Below are 15,238 nucleotides of genomic sequence, written 5' to 3' on the forward strand. Positions count from 1 at the left end.
GTCTTACCACTTAAGTAGGATTGTTCCTGAAATATTCCGAATACTTTGTAACATCCATATACTCGGGCAACAAGCAGTTTTCGGCTTGGTCATACGCCCGCTGAAGTTTTGCTATAACCTGCAAAAAATAGCCGAAAATGCCAAGCACAACTACGCACAGTAACAATAGGAAAACGCCTTTAAAGGAGAATAACGTCGTGGCAATTACGGTTGCTGACAATCCAACTTGTGGTTGCGTGTTAGAAACCATCGGCATAAAATGCAGCGGGTACACAACCGTTAGTAAAAATGCAATCGACTGAAGGTATATGGCGTTCTTCAATGGGATTAAATTTTTCCGCGTCGCATGCAGTCCGCTTTCCAGTTTTTTAAATTTATTGATTAGGGTGTGGCTTTCAATTTCAATTTGGTCTATCAGTTCACGTTCTTCACTGAGATTATCCCATAATCCGTTTGGTGCAAGCGCCATGTGGTAGCTGGCTTGCTTAAGGCTTTTTCCGTTACCTATCGGAAAATAAATAGGCTCCATTGCTTTCAGTCGTTTATCTAATTCTTCCTCACAAGCCAGAGTACGATAGAGTATTGGCATTATTTCATATAGTTTTTCAAGCCGCTGTTCCTTAGTCAGGCCTTCAAACGCTTCTTCTTCAATAGCTTTCGTTAACTTGCTGCTGTATTCAATTTGTCGCCTGTCGTACCACTCAAAACTCCTGATTGCTGCTTTGCTTTTAAGATGGTTGTATTTTATTACAAGCCGGTCAATCGCATCCGTCTGGTTTTCAAGTTTCTCATTTTCTCCCAATATTTTAGAAATAAGGAAAGCCGCGATAATCCCAATTATGGCAGCAGCACTTTGTGAAAAGGCAGAAAAAAACGAATTCCAGTCCATGCTATCCATTGCTAAAATTATTTAATAAAGTCCGTTTTTGAAATCGGGCCATACCAACACATCCGTTCAGATGGGTAATCAGCTGGTGTACCCCAACCTGGTAAAAATCGCGGTTGGTTGCATCCGCCGGCGGTTTGGCGCAAAGTGATATTTTGTGCCATTTCAGTTCCCGGCACCACGCCTGTATAGGTTCGTTGTCAAAGCTAACAGACATATCATGTGCAAATTTATTGCGCACTTTCCGCACATAGTTAAGATCGTCCTTAATTACTTTATCAATAAGGCCCAAACAGTAGCACATGGTTATCTTATTGCTAAAGTTGCCAAGTGGCTGGTTAACTTCCATCATTTTGGCAACTTCCTTTTCATCCTCAGGCAAAAATGCCATGAGGATGTGGTCGATTACCATTTCAAGAAAGGTGGCGCCAACTATGGCAATATTTCGATCGCTCGGATCGGTATAGGTAAAAAGTTCCGAAAATTCCAATAAGGCATTATGCAGGTCAAAATAGCGTTCTGCGGCCTTGCCGGTTATTAAACTGCTGTTAGTGTTATTTTCCATCAATCATTGTTTTTATTTTTATGTGATGTACTAATGCTTCCATCTTAAATGGGTGTTTATTAGTATATTTACATGGTCAAAATATACAAAATTATGGATGCATTAGCTAATTTATTGTCAAAGGCCTTAAAAATTCCGGTCGATCGCGGTATCGACTATGGTACATTTGCAGAGGTACTATACCAGGATAAGAATTTGGGAACCGTAGCCATAACACACACACCTGGAAATGTAATTGTGGATACACACCCAAGTTCTGTTGCTAACCTACGATGGGATGTTGTGTACTTTGATAACCAATCTGAAATCAACAATTTAATTGCGGTTCACTATAATACAAATGTAGATGAGCTGGCAATTACAATCGGAACTTTCCGGCAGCTCTATGTTCGCAATGCTCAGAACGACTTGCTCGGAAATGTCACAGCCTCATTTGTAGATAGCCGGTGGCTTATTGACCCATAGTAATTAATAAGCTGAAAAATATGATTAAGGATAGGAACACCAATTTTGAGGAACACTCCATTTTTCTTGCAGAGATTGCAAAGAATATTTTAGATGGAAATGACAGTTTTCTCGCGATACCTGGTGTGCGTGAAATAATTGCAATGTATTTACTCATTCCCTACACAACTAATGATCAATTGGATGCTGGAATGACTTCAAAAACCCCGCAGCTCGATTTATCGGAGGAATTTATGAGTGGAGTTAATTTGCGGAATCTGCGGGATACAATTTGTCATTCGTTTGTTTCGGTTGAGGAAAGCAGCCCGGCACGATTAGGACGCATAATTATTGATGATCGGGCACAGATGGACCGCAAAACGCATAATCAGCAGGTCATTAAATCGAAAACAGCGACAGTAACTATAGCGCACGCACATCAGAAATTAAGTGAATTACATACCAAAGTGATAAATTCAATTTAATAAAGTTGTACTATTCATAAATTCAAACAGAATGGACGATTCAATTTCATGGACAGATAAACTTTTTAAGGGAAGTTGGTTAATGGACCTCGGGTATCGCGATTACATTGCTGCTCGCGTGTTGCTCAATAATCATTTAGTAGTCCAGGGACTAACGCTTGCGAGCACTGCGGTAGAAAAATATCTGAAAGCGCTGATTGTATTCAATCTTCAGGAAAAGGAAAGATACCATTACCATTTCGACAGATTTGAATTACTGAAAAATCTGCTGTCTAAAGTCAAAAGCGATGTAACGGAAGAATTTGATCCCGTCTTCTTGGAAATATTGGAAAATGCTTTTAAAATTAGGTACTACGACAAAATTGAAAAACCATTGTTTATGGGCTTTTACATAAATCAGTTTATTGGTGAACTGGATTACACTGTTGATTACCTTGAAAGATTTATTGCCGATACACAAAATGGCGGTCAGTCAATGTCAGCGTACTCCAGGTCAATTAAGAGTAAGGAGCCTCATCTTTATGACAACAACTTTATCCTAAGCAAAGAGAATAAAAAAGACTTTATGGAAAAGCCCGATATTGGCTTTTCTATCCACATCAGGATTGGATCTGTGGTTCAGGACGAAAAGATTGTAAAGGGTGGAAGCACTAAAAATATATATGAAGGTCAAATTGCAAGGTCCACAGAATTTAGTGAAAATTTATTTTTATAGTAGTCGATAAGCTATTTCGGCTGTTCTTTTAAAAACCGCTCCACTTCCCTTAGGATATGCTCATTGTCAGATTGCCGTTTCTTTTCAAACTTCTTTCGGTCCGACTGGACTTCACGGCAAAAAAGGAAAACAAAAACAATAAATAAAACTGATAGCCAAAAAAATGTCATAGTGCATGTTTTTGGACGCAATTATAAGACTTAATAATGTCTTATGCTATTTCTATAGTATGTCATTCGGGAATTACACACTGCATTTTAGAGTGGCAATCTTTGGCAAAATAAATTTTGTGCCAAAGGTAAAAAGTATTGCTCTAGGTGATTCCTATTTAGTTGACATTCGGCAATCGCTTTAGTTCGCACATACTACAGTATTCAATTCGGATCTGAAATTAAAGGGAGGGACTGCCAGTATGCGAACTTTAGTTCCTAAAAACTTACTATGCAATTCTGGAATGACAGGTAGTTAATTCGGGAATCCCACACTTTACCCCTTGCAACCAACCACCTACTCCGATAGATTTGCCCGTCAAATCAACCATCCCTACATGAAATCGCTTTCCCAAAAACTATTGGCAGAACTTCAGGAACGCTTGCATAACATTCACGCTGATACAGCTGAACCGCTTGAATATGCAGAACTCGGAATCAAGGCATCTGTCGCAGTGCTTGAAAAGTTAAAAACCAAATTTATTGCCCATCAGTTTATGAACAAGGCAGAAGAAATTGATTTTTTCCGGAATTCAAAACCGCAGTTAGCTTCCAAACTCATATACTACAACGAGATTTATACCATTGTTTCAAACAAACCGATTGGTTCCAAAAAAGCAATCCGCAACTACTACAGGTCCGAACTCAGCAAGCTTGAATCCTTTTTTAATGAGAACCTCGAATTCTACCGGTACTACCGAACCGGGAACCAGGCCTTGGATAACAAATATTTTTTGCGCGGTAAGCACGACGTAAGGCTCACTTTAGATAGCTTCTATTTCCAGGCCGACCAGCGGTTTTCAACCTCCCACGATTATAAAGTAGCTAAAATTTTGGCAAACGATGCCATCAAGGTTTTCCTGGAATCAGAAATACAGGATCTCGACAACAAAACAGACAGTATAATTGGTTCTAACGGCCATAAGAATCAAACTTGGACTGGTTCCAAAGTAGCATTGATAGAACTTATTTATGCCCTGCACGCTGAGGGTGTTATAAATAATGGGCATACAGAACTTAAGGAAGTGGTTAACTTTTTCGAAACGGCATTCAGCGTCGATCTCGGGCAGTTCAACAGGGTATTTCTCGAAATACGCGCCAGGAAATCCGAAAGGACAAAGTTCCTGAACGTCCTAAAGGAAAAATTGATCTTGCGGATGGATGATGCCGATGAGGTGTAGGAAAGTCCCTCTCGTCAGAGGGACTTTTTAAATTTACTTGTTGGAAACAATTCCGGTTACTAAACCTTCAACAATAGCTTTCGCCATGTTTTCTTCAGCACCTTCCTCGGTTCCGAAGGCGTGCCCAACTGATATAATCCAATCTGGATCGGTATTCTTTTTAGGCCTCTTTTTAGCCCTGTAAGAACTATATCGCACTATCGATGTAGTAGTCAAAAGTATGCGCTTGTCATTTTCCGGCAATAACGTGCTACCAATAATACTGTCCTCATACTTTATCACTGCATTAAACATGCTTATAGCGTCTGCATCTGATTCATATAAGGCCACAAATGAAATCAGGAAGTTGGCAAAGCTGGTCTTACCATGTGGTGATAGAGAACTTGCTCCGATAATGGCACCTATATCCGAGTTTCGCTTTTCGGCTAGGTAATTTATGCGTTCAACACTTAAAGGCGCGTATCCTCCAGTAGCAATAGAAAGAAATGAACTGCTGCCTTGGGCAATAGTCTCAACTTGATTGATTACAGACTGCGCATTGTTTAGCCGCACGGTTCCATCATAATAGGTGCTGAATAACTCGTCATAAACCTGCCCGGCATTATCATATGGATTAGCGTTATACGCTGGCATTACAGAACCAATGCCTTTACTGATCGCTGTATTGAGTTCCTGTCCCATTTTTTCATCTTGGGTGCAGGAAGTAAAAAAAGTCAAAATAATTAAGCATGAATATAATTTTTTCATGGTTGTTAAATGTTAAAATGTTACTGATTACTTTTTTCATCAGTTCATTTCGCCCGGGGTAATCTGAACAGTGGATTTTTGATTTTGCTCATAACAAAACCATTTGAATTCGGAGGCAAATCTATAGTGCCTTTTCGCGCTCCACAAGGCAATGACTATGGCGTTCGGGAACCACATTGTAGGTGATTCCCGAACCGCATACTCTAGTTTTTGTTTTAATTAGCCACAGGCCAGTAACTTAGAGAGTAGTAAGGTTATTCATCGACTTTTAATTATTTTGAACCGTCCTATTCCAATAATTTTTTTACATTTATTCGCAAATTGCCACGATTCTCACATGTGCTGCGATTATATAGGAATGTCAACATTTACAAATGATTCAAAAGGGATATGTAGTTATTTTACTATTGGTGGTGCAGTGTGTTTTTCCAAAGCGCGCTGTTGATACACCTTTAGACACACTTACTGGTAAAAGCTTTGAGTACCTGCACAGTCAGTTTGGAAATAGTATATACAATCCTGCAAAATCAAAAATCTACGTTAGTGCACTGCTTAAAAAGGCGAAGAACGAAAAGGTAAATTATGAGCACTTAGCATTGGCCTATAAAGCGTGCATCATAAACGCAGACCAATCAGCGCGGCTGATTTATGCAGACAGCATGATCAATTATGCCTTACTAAACAAAGGCGACGAACTTATCGGATCATCCTATCTCACAAAAGGAATTATTCATTACAGCCGAATGGAACATATTAAGGCGCTTGACAATTACATAATTGCTGACCGTTTTATTTCCAGGGTTGATAATCCCCTACTGTCAAGTAAGACAAAATATGAGATTGCAAAAATTAAATACTATTTGGGTTTCTACGATGAGGCAATTGCCTTGCTAACAGAGTGCGTAGCATATTTTAAGGAGGAAAATGATCGTGCGTATCTAAATTCCTTGCACATGCTGGGGCTGTGTTATACAAAAAATGGAAAATATGATTGGGCATCACAGACAAATGATTTGGGTATCAATGAAGGCAGGATGTTTGACGACACAAGCATGGAAAGCTATTTTGAACATTCCAGGGGAATCAATTTCTGTTATCAAGGAAATTATAAAGTAGCGATTAAAGGCCTGAAAACTGCACTGCCCGAAATTATTGCGCTCAAGGATTATGCAAACGAAGCCATCGCCTATTTTCATATCGGAAAGTCCTATTGGGCATTAAAGCGGTATAGTGATGCGGTAACCTATTTTAAGAAGGTTGACGATATTTTTCAGAAAAAAGGATATATGCTGCCCGATCTCAGGAAAGGCTATGAATATTTAATCGACTTCTATAAAGAAAGGAATGACACCCAATCGCAGCTTTTTTATATCAATCAGTTACTGAAAATTGACAGGATACTGGCGCAGGATTACAAATACCTTTTAAGGAAAATCGTTAAGGAATATGATACTAAGGAATTGATCAAAGCCAAAAATGCAATCGAGAATACCGTGCTATTGACCCGGATTGCAGCCTGCGTAGTTGTTTTAATTTTGATAGTTGTTATTATCTATTTAATACACAGAAACCGGCGTAACCAGAAACTGTTTGAAGAACTGATGAACCGCGACACAGCGAAGCATACGGTACCAAGAGTCATTGTATTTAATGAATCTGAAGTCGGACTGGGCATCAGCGAACCGGCGAAGCAGGTTCCTCAGACTTTTGACGCAAAAGATAAACCGGCTCGCACTATAAGCCCCGACATTGAGGCTGCCATTGTCAAAAAACTGGAGAAATTCGAAGGTAACAAGAAGTACCTGGAAAAAGACATGACCGTTCGAAAAATGGCTGCCCTGCTTCATACCAACGATAAATATGTAACAAAAATTATCGCAAAACACCGCGGAAAAGGCACAATAGAATACATCACCGATTTAAAGTTGGATTATATTGTTGAAATGCTCAAAACCGAAGGCAGGTATAGGAATTATACCCACAAGGCATTAGGTGAAGAAGCCGGATTTCGTACTACCCAACATTTCACCAATGCTTTCAAATCATACACAGGGATAACGCCAACCTACTTCATTTACAAATTAAAGAAAGCAATGGCGGCGGACAATTCCCAATAAATTGTGCTTTTTTCTTTCACAACTTGTGAACGGCTTGTGATTTAAACTCAAGCAATCCCCACAATTTTGCACCATAACAATCTAAAACATACGTTATGGCAATCGAAGTCGTTACCCGCGAAGATTTAAATGAATTCCGCACCCTGCTCCTATCCGACCTGAAGGAACTACTCAAAATCAATGCACAGCAGCCCAAACAGTGGCTCAAATCCGGTGAAGTCCGAAAGCTTTTAAACATTTCTCCCGGAACATTGCAGACATTAAGGATCAATAAAACACTATCCTATACCAAAATTGGCGGCATCATTTATTATGCCCAAAAGGATATCGACAAAATCCTCGAAGAAAACAAGGTCAGTTCAGAAAGAACATTGTTCAACTCAAAGTAATTCAAATCATGAATTACATTAAACACCTTACCGGCTTTTTCGATAAGGTTGCAGCCGACAGGCAGTTGAATCCGACACATATAAGTTTGTACATGTCCCTTTTTCAGTTCTGGAACTGCAACCGATTCAAAAACCCAATCAGCATTTCGCGGGATGAAATCATGCGCATCAGCAAAATCAGTTCAAAGGCAACCTATCATAAATGCCTGAAAGCGCTGCATGCCCAGGGCTACATCAAGTACGAACCGTCATACAACCCGTTTAAGGGCAGCCATGTATTCCTGTTCAATTTTTCAGATAACCTGAAGCCATTGTCTAAATCAGACAAGCCAGCCAGTCCAATTTTTGAACCTGTCGATGAACAGCCTGCGAACAAGTTACAGGCTGGTGATAGTACAGCCACTGAACAAGTTGATAAACAGGTCGTAGTACCTTATATAAACAATACAAACACTATAAACAATTCAAACAATCCAAACAGTTCAAACTTGGGGGAACCCGAACAAAAAATCGAAGAAGAGAAACAGTTCATTTTTAGAAAAAATTTAAAAGAAGAAAAAAGTTCCGCTAAAAAAGAAGAAATGTTTGCAACATTCGCCGACTCCCCTAATAATGAAACAAGGAGGCAAAGGGAACCTCCTGAATTTCCAGAAGTACTCCATTACTTCCAAATGCAGAACTTTCCCGAACTCGAAGCAAACAAGTTTTTCAATTATTTCAAAAGCATCGGCTGGCGGGTAGGAGGCAAAACGCCAATGGCCGACTGGCAGGCTGCTGCCAATAACTGGATGTTAAATGCACCAAAATTCATTGCAAATGAACGAACAGACCGCACACAACAACTCGATAATTCAGCAGGAAAGGATTATTCAGAGCCACTTTAACTACGATGATATAATACAATGGATCGAAAAAAAGGGTATCGAATTATATGGGAACCATTTCAGGATAATTGAGAATGATTATTCGGTAATCTATCGTTTGATTGCATACTTCCTCAAAGATCAGGAAACCGCGTACAGGTACAATTTGGATCTTGATAAAGGAATAATACTGTCAGGTCCGGTCGGTTGCGGTAAGACATCCTTATTAAATATAATGAAGCACTTAACACCGGCAGGTCATAAATTTTCCGTAAAACCCTGCCGTGATATAAGCTTTGAATTTATTAAGGACGGTTACGAAGTCATACATCGCTATGCCAATGGAAAGCTCTACATCTCCGAACCAAAAATCTACTGCTTCGATGATCTGGGTGTTGAGAATAATTTAAAATACTACGGCAACGAATGCAACGTAATGGCAGAGGTCTTACTCAGTCGCTATGACATTTTTATTGCCAAACGCATACCAACTCATATCACCACAAATCTGTCAGCATCCGAGATCGAGCAGCACTATGGTGTTCGTGTGCGAAGCCGCTTAAGGCAGATGATGAACTTAATAGCATATGAAAAAAATACTAGCGATAAACGATAGGGCCAAGTGCTAAGAAACAGTCCTGCGGACTGTTTTAGCGATAGAGCCAGGCGGCGTAATGACGTTTTCAATTAAAACTTTAAAAAATAACAACAATGAAAAATAAAACAAAACACTTTTGGAAATGGTTCCTGGAACATAAAAGCAAATTGAAGAACCTCACAACTTTAAATCACAAAGAGCAAAGGCATTATACATTTTGGCTCGATTGGCACCTTCAGTTCTACTTCCCGGGATTGGAGTATATAATTGTATTTCCCAAAGTGAAGAAAAAAAAGACAAAGCTGATACTATCGGCAAGAGGAAAGCAGGAACTTTTCTCTATGGCCATCGAGCTGGAAAAAACGGCTCCGCGCTTATGGGATTGGAAATTCACCGCGCTTATCCAGCCACGGCAGGATATCGACGATATCGAGGCAGGCAAGGATGAACCCTACATTTTTCAGGATATCATCCTAAAGGCAAGCGAGCTTAAATTTATTCCTTTCGAATATGACGGTGAGAAAAAAATAGACATGATTGTCTACCTGAAAAACTATACCATCTTCTCCCACAATAAAAATCTGCCCACCCTAATCAATATTATGATGCAGGATCTACTGGGCGAAAAAGTAATGGCCGAGAACATCAACTTTGTCCAGCTGGCTCAAATGCCATCTGAGGAAAATGACGAACTGATATACCTTTACGACCTGCAGTTCTACCTCGACGACATAAATAAAAACAGGAAATCGGATTAGGAATACCTTGTCCTTATATGACGCATCCTTGTCATTTAAGCAGGGTAAACAGCAGCCTATCTTTGCCACGTCAAAATAAGAACGGTTTAATCTAAAAATGAAAAAATGACAGCAATTATCATCGGAATCACAGTAGCGCTATTGCAAATAATAGCTTTCGAAATCTTAAAACAATTTAATAAAAATTATATCTACGCGCTCACGCTTGCAGGAATTGGCTTCCTGTATGTTGGCTATACCTGGACTGACACAGCAACAGTCATTGTTACATCAATTCAGGCAATTGTTTTTGTCCTGATAGCGTATTACGGGCTTACAAAAAATACATATATTTTGGCGGTCGGGTATTTTTTACATGGTCTTTGGGACATTCTCTATATTTTTTGGTTCGACGCTGCACTACTACCTCCCCATTATGATTGGTTTTGTTCTTCCCTTGATTTTGTCGTAGGCATATATCTTGTCCTGAAGGTACTTAGGCAAAAGGAGTTTAATCCAACTACTATTTAATGATTACCGATATGATTGAAGTGTTTAAGACAAATGTCAGATCGAAGCAGGATGCTGCCCGCATAGTAAAAAACCTTAAGGAAGTTATGGTTGCCAGCAAAATCAACTTTGATTTAGAGGACTGCGACAAAATCCTCCGGATAGAGCGCACAAGCAATGCCAAAAACAATTACATTTTAAGGTATATGAAGCAACTGGGTTACAATTGTGAAATTCTTGAATGAGGTAGGTGTTTATTTCTTAAATTTATTCTTGATTAAAACAATTAGTGAAAGTGTTTAAAGCACAACCTGGGCACTTAACTGATCAATTTGTCAGTATCTGACGTAGATTTGTCCAGCAGCGTATGAAGTAGCCGGCTACTTTTACATCATTACATGAAAGTACACTTATGAAAAAAATTGCCTTTATAATTCCTCCAGCTGTTGAGATTTTAGATCTTGCGGGGCCACTGCAGGTCTTCACTGAAGCTAAATATTATGGTTTAGAGGTTGAACTTGAATTTTACGCCTATACTCCGGAAACTATCAGTAACTCAGGCTTAGCGTTTGCAAAAGTAGCAGGCTATACAGAAGCCGCTTTAAAGGAAGGCGATTATATCTTCATGCCGGGAATGAGTTTTGATTATGTCGACAGTATGCCTTTTAGGGCAGAAAAGGATTTTTTCAACTGGCTTAAGGAAATGTCCGCCAAAAAAGTGTTGGTTTGTTCGGTATGCAATGGTGCCTTTGCATTAGGCCACGCAGGTTTGCTCACTGATACAGAATGCACTACGCATTGGCGAAGGATAGACCAGTTGAAGGCAATGTTCCCAAAGGCAAAAGTGCTGACCGATATTCTTTTCAAAAAGAGCAACAACATATATACCAGTGCCGGGATTAGTTCAGGCATTGACCTGGCACTGTTTATTCTCGAAGAATTAAAGGGTGCATTCTTTACCCATAAGGTAGCAAGGGGTTTGGTAGTCTATTACAGGAGAAACGATAACCATACACAGAAAAGCATTTACCTCGATTACAGGAACCACATCCATCCAAAAATTCACGAAGTACAGGATCACATGATCAATAATCTATCGGCAGACAATAGTGTCGAAGATTTAGCCGATCTTGTCGCCATGAGTCCCCGCAATCTTAGTCGTGTCTTTAAGGAGAAAACAGGCACAACCATCATTGAATACCTTACTTTGTTAAGGGTAGAGTTTGCAAAAACATTGGTAAACAATCCCGAATACACTATTGAGTATATAGCTTCCCAATGCGGTTTCAAATCAGCACGTCAGCTGCAGCGCATCCTCAAAAATCAAAACCAGGCCTAAACCTAAGCAGGAAAACCAATTATAAGGATTCCTTTTTTGTCTCTCATCTGAGCGGACGGGAATATTCATGTGCTAAAATTACAACCTGATAATTAGTGATAACCAATTGTTTATCTGTCCTTTTTTGACGCTTTATTGTCACGCAGGCACCAAATGCCCACCATACATTTGCCCTGTTAAACAAGTAAAAGGTTTTACCAAAACAAATAACAAAACATAAAAAGTAAAAAAATGAAAGTTAAAAAAAGATTTTGGATCATAGTACCAATACTGATCCTTTCGGCAATGGTATACACAAGCTGCCAGCCATTGCGTGAATTTTACAAGGTGCCGGTATATAATGGAACTGACCAACAAAATTTAAATCCGGTTAAATACGACAGGGCTAAAAAAACGATTGTCGTCCTGGCTCATAATGACGGTACCGAAATTTTCGATTTGATGGCGCCCTACTACCTCTTCAATACTACCGGCAGGGCAAACGTATATGTAATAGCTGAAAGGAAATCGCCAATCGTCCTGCTAAGTGGTCTGTTCATTTACCCGGACATTACCTTTGCAGAATTGGATTCCCTGAAAATAAAGCCCGATGTCATAGTTATTCCGGCTATGGTTCAGGTTTTTACCGATCCTAAATCAACCATCGTAAAATGGATTAAGGAAAAAAATACTGCCGATACAAAAATCCTGTCAGTTTGTGCCGGTTCCCTGGTCGGGGCAGCAACTGGTCTGTATGATGGCAGGCCGCTTACTACACATGCTTCTATGTTTGAGGAAAGCAGGGAAGTCTTCAAAAACCCTCAGTGGATCCAGGATGTTTCAGTCACCAAAAGCGATAATCTTTACAGCACCGCTGGAGTGTCAAATGCAGTAGAAGGCAGCCTGACCATCATCAATGAAATGTTTGGGGAAGCAACTGTACAAAAAGTAATGCAGGATATTCACTATCCCCACAATCAAATTAAAGATAAGCATAAAAGTGTGGCCATCAAAACAGCTAATAAATTCACCATTGCAAATAAATTGTTCTTTAGGAAGAACAGAAAGGTAGGCGTGCTGCTTCAGGATGGCATTAGCGAACTCAGGCTCGCTGCCGTACTGGATTCCTATCACCGTACATTTCCATCCGCACTGGGTACAGTTACAGCCAATGGCAATCCAATAACCTCAAAATACGGCTTGACGATTATTCCAACAAATAGGCTGAGCGACCAGGAACTCGACGAACTCCACATTTTAGTTCCTGAAAAACTTACGGGTTCAGACAATAGTTTGTTAAAAGGCATACCCCTAATCAAATACAGTCCGGCCGCAAATCAGTATATAATCAATGAATGCCTCCAAAGGATTCAGGAGCAGTACGGTCAGAAGTTTGAAAATATCACAAGGCTGCTTCTGGATTATAATTAAACCTGTCTGACTATAAAATCCGAAGTTTCAATTATCAATCACTAATCATAACCCTAAAAAATTAACTAAACATTGTTAAAATTATAACAAAGAATAATTAATTTTGTACCAGTTTGTTTTACAAATGAAAAAAATATACATCATAACATTCATAACACTCTGTTTCTTCCTGATGCCGTCAGCAACATTTGCTTGTGGCAGCGGTAAGGATTCCTGTAAAAAAGAGATGTCCTCCAAAAAGGCAGAAAAAAAGAATTGTTGCGGTAACGATAAAGATTCCAAAAATAAGGACCATAAAGGATGTAAAGGCAATTGCGGCCATTCCCAATGTAATTGTTCGTCAATTTGTTCTGTTACACCCTTAACTTTATTCACAGAATTCGTTTTTGAAAACAACACGCCCAACGATGCTGTAATTAAAAGAACAAGATTCTCCTATACGGCACCATCAATCTCCGAGGGCTACTATTCAATTTGGCTGATTCCCAAAATAAGCTAAATTCAATTTCTTGACAGCCATAGGTGTGTCAAATCCGTAGCGGTTCCGCTATTCAATTACACGGTTTAATATTGTTTATCGATGACATTGTTCAAGGTGTTATAACATCGCTATCTGCATTAAGCTGTTTATTAAAATCAAATTATTTTATCAATCAATCAAAGTGCATCACTTTGGTTACAAACATTATTTAAAAATGAAAAATTCATTTATGAAAATAGTGATGGCAATTACTGTATTGCTGTCAACAACAATCAATGCACAAATCAAAAACGCAACTACCGAACAGGTAAAGATATACGGCAACTGCGGAATGTGCAAAGCAAAAATCGAAAAGGCAGGCAGCATCAAAAAAATTGCAAATGTCGATTGGAACCATGACACCCAAATGGCTACGCTAACCTACGATTCGAAAAAGACAAATCAGGACGAAATACTCAAAAGGATCGCCTTGGCGGGTTACGACAGTGATAAATTCCTCGCTCCCGACGATGTTTACAGTAATCTCCACGGTTGTTGCCAATATGATAGGGTAGCAAAAACATCGGCAAATAAAGAAGCAGATGCTGCTGCAGCTAGTGAAGACCATTCAAACCACGACCATTCAGGAACAACAGCAACAGAAACGCAAAAGGAAAACCAATTGGAAGCTGTTTTCGATAAATACTTCGGGGTAAAGGATGCGCTAATCGCTTCCGATGGCAGCAAAGCAGCCATAGTTTCAAAAGAACTTTTAACCGCAGTCAATGCTGTAAAAATGGACAAACTTGATATGGAAGTTCATACGGTATGGATGAAAGTATTAAATACAATAAAGGAAGATGCCGAACACATTTCAGACACTAAGGATGTAAAGCATCAGCGCGATCATTTCGCAACATTGTCCAAAGACATGTATACACTGATAAAAGCTTCCAGGTATGAAACACCGGTATATTTTCAATTCTGCCCGATGTTCAATGATGGTAAAGGCGCTAACTGGTTGAGTAAGGAAGCTGCTGTTAAAAATCCATACTACGGCGCAGCGATGCTGAGCTGTGGTAAAATAGTCGAAACAATCAAATAGGAAAAATGAGGACAATACTTTTTATAATCCTTTTACTGGCAAACACTTCAATTGTCACTGCCCAGCTTAAGATTGGCGATGCTCTACCGGAGGTTGCATTGAAAAATCAAAACAATGAGGTCGTGGGCATCAGCCAACCCCAGGGGAAACTCTTACTAATCGATTTCTGGGCATCATGGTGCGCCCCGTGCAGGTTGGCAAATAAAAAATTAGTGAAGTTTCACAACAGCTTGAGTGCAGATAAAATCCAGATCTTCGGAATTTCAATTGACACCGATAAATCGAAGTGGATAAAAGCAATAGAAAAAGACAATCTGAAATTCACCCAGCTGATAGATCCTAGTGGCTTTGATGCAGGCACAGCCATACGGTTTGGTGTAGAAGCATTGCCTGCTAAATTTCTATTTACCGAAAAAGGGATTTTAATAGCCATTAATCCAACAGAAGAAGAAATAATCAAATATTTAAATTAAAAAAA

The 15,238-nt window shown here is 39.4% G+C and carries 19 protein-coding genes; 16 read left to right on the forward strand and 3 right to left on the reverse strand.

The features are described 5' to 3' along the window. Positions 1–10: 10 nt before the first annotated feature. On the reverse strand, positions 11–898 hold the full coding sequence (locus tag L1S31_RS10695) for a hypothetical protein (RefSeq protein WP_236464723.1): 888 nt from the start codon (positions 896–898) through the stop codon (positions 11–13). Further along, positions 891–1,451 carry a hypothetical protein gene (locus tag L1S31_RS10700; protein WP_236464724.1) on the reverse strand — a complete coding sequence of 187 codons (561 nt, stop codon included), beginning with the start codon at positions 1,449–1,451 and terminating at the stop codon, positions 891–893. Before L1S31_RS10700 ends, L1S31_RS10695 begins: the two co-directional genes overlap by 8 nt. Positions 1,452–1,544: 93 nt before the next feature. On the opposite strand from L1S31_RS10700, the gene L1S31_RS10705 reads away from it, so the two are divergent. From L1S31_RS10705 to L1S31_RS10720, 4 genes are all read left to right on the forward strand, one after another. After that, positions 1,545–1,916 (forward strand): hypothetical protein, encoded by a 372-nt coding sequence (locus tag L1S31_RS10705; protein ID WP_236464725.1) that lies wholly within the window; start codon positions 1,545–1,547, stop codon positions 1,914–1,916. 20 nt (positions 1,917–1,936) lie between these two features. Further along, positions 1,937–2,380 (forward strand): hypothetical protein, encoded by a 444-nt coding sequence (locus tag L1S31_RS10710; protein WP_236464726.1) that lies wholly within the window; start codon positions 1,937–1,939, stop codon positions 2,378–2,380. Between the two features lie 31 nt (positions 2,381–2,411). Next, entirely contained in the window at positions 2,412–3,095 is a 684-nt protein-coding gene (locus L1S31_RS10715) for a HEPN domain-containing protein (protein WP_236464727.1), read from the forward strand. 547 nt (positions 3,096–3,642) lie between these two features. Next, complete coding sequence (locus tag L1S31_RS10720) at positions 3,643–4,485, forward strand: RteC domain-containing protein (protein WP_236464728.1); 843 nt, start codon at positions 3,643–3,645, stop codon at positions 4,483–4,485. Positions 4,486–4,518: 33 nt separating this feature from the next. Here L1S31_RS10720 and L1S31_RS10725 read toward each other — a convergent pair whose 3' ends face one another. Next, positions 4,519–5,166, reverse strand: coding sequence for a hypothetical protein (locus tag L1S31_RS10725; RefSeq protein ID WP_236464729.1), 648 nt, complete (start codon positions 5,164–5,166; stop codon positions 4,519–4,521). Positions 5,167–5,606: 440 nt separating this feature from the next. Here L1S31_RS10725 and L1S31_RS10730 point away from each other — a divergent pair, with 440 nt between their 5' ends. From L1S31_RS10730 to L1S31_RS10785, 12 genes are all read left to right on the forward strand, one after another. Further along, complete coding sequence (locus L1S31_RS10730) at positions 5,607–7,349, forward strand: AraC family transcriptional regulator (RefSeq protein ID WP_236464730.1); 1,743 nt, start codon at positions 5,607–5,609, stop codon at positions 7,347–7,349. Positions 7,350–7,444: 95 nt separating this feature from the next. Next, complete coding sequence (locus L1S31_RS10735; protein WP_236464731.1) at positions 7,445–7,738, forward strand: helix-turn-helix domain-containing protein; 294 nt, start codon at positions 7,445–7,447, stop codon at positions 7,736–7,738. 8 nt (positions 7,739–7,746) lie between these two features. Then, entirely contained in the window at positions 7,747–8,622 is an 876-nt protein-coding gene (locus L1S31_RS10740; RefSeq protein WP_236464732.1) for a transcriptional regulator, read from the forward strand. Continuing rightward, positions 8,555–9,217 carry a P-loop NTPase family protein gene (locus L1S31_RS10745; RefSeq protein ID WP_236464733.1) on the forward strand — a complete coding sequence of 221 codons (663 nt, stop codon included), beginning with the start codon at positions 8,555–8,557 and terminating at the stop codon, positions 9,215–9,217. The genes L1S31_RS10740 and L1S31_RS10745 overlap by 68 nt, the downstream gene beginning before the upstream one ends. Positions 9,218–9,312: 95 nt before the next feature. Beyond that, positions 9,313–9,957 carry a hypothetical protein gene (locus tag L1S31_RS10750; RefSeq protein WP_236464734.1) on the forward strand — a complete coding sequence of 215 codons (645 nt, stop codon included), beginning with the start codon at positions 9,313–9,315 and terminating at the stop codon, positions 9,955–9,957. Between the two features lie 105 nt (positions 9,958–10,062). Further along, entirely contained in the window at positions 10,063–10,467 is a 405-nt protein-coding gene (locus L1S31_RS10755) for a DUF6010 family protein (RefSeq protein ID WP_236464735.1), read from the forward strand. Further along, on the forward strand, positions 10,467–10,691 hold the full coding sequence (locus L1S31_RS10760; protein WP_236464736.1) for a hypothetical protein: 225 nt from the start codon (positions 10,467–10,469) through the stop codon (positions 10,689–10,691). The genes L1S31_RS10755 and L1S31_RS10760 overlap by 1 nt, the downstream gene beginning before the upstream one ends. 167 nt (positions 10,692–10,858) lie before the next feature. Then, positions 10,859–11,785, forward strand: coding sequence for a GlxA family transcriptional regulator (locus L1S31_RS10765; RefSeq protein WP_236464737.1), 927 nt, complete (start codon positions 10,859–10,861; stop codon positions 11,783–11,785). A 231-nt stretch (positions 11,786–12,016) separates the two neighbouring features. Beyond that, entirely contained in the window at positions 12,017–13,195 is a 1,179-nt protein-coding gene (locus L1S31_RS10770) for a DJ-1/PfpI family protein (RefSeq protein WP_236464738.1), read from the forward strand. 124 nt (positions 13,196–13,319) lie between these two features. Next, positions 13,320–13,694 carry a hypothetical protein gene (locus L1S31_RS10775; RefSeq protein ID WP_236464739.1) on the forward strand — a complete coding sequence of 125 codons (375 nt, stop codon included), beginning with the start codon at positions 13,320–13,322 and terminating at the stop codon, positions 13,692–13,694. 196 nt (positions 13,695–13,890) lie between these two features. Continuing rightward, complete coding sequence (locus tag L1S31_RS10780) at positions 13,891–14,760, forward strand: DUF3347 domain-containing protein (RefSeq protein ID WP_236464740.1); 870 nt, start codon at positions 13,891–13,893, stop codon at positions 14,758–14,760. A gap of 5 nt (positions 14,761–14,765) precedes the next feature. Next, positions 14,766–15,233, forward strand: coding sequence for a TlpA family protein disulfide reductase (locus L1S31_RS10785; RefSeq protein ID WP_236464741.1), 468 nt, complete (start codon positions 14,766–14,768; stop codon positions 15,231–15,233). Positions 15,234–15,238 lie beyond the last annotated feature (5 nt).

It is taken from the genome of Flavobacterium wongokense (genome assembly GCF_021608265.1).
Classification (GTDB): Bacteria; Bacteroidota; Bacteroidia; order Flavobacteriales; family Flavobacteriaceae; genus Flavobacterium; species Flavobacterium wongokense.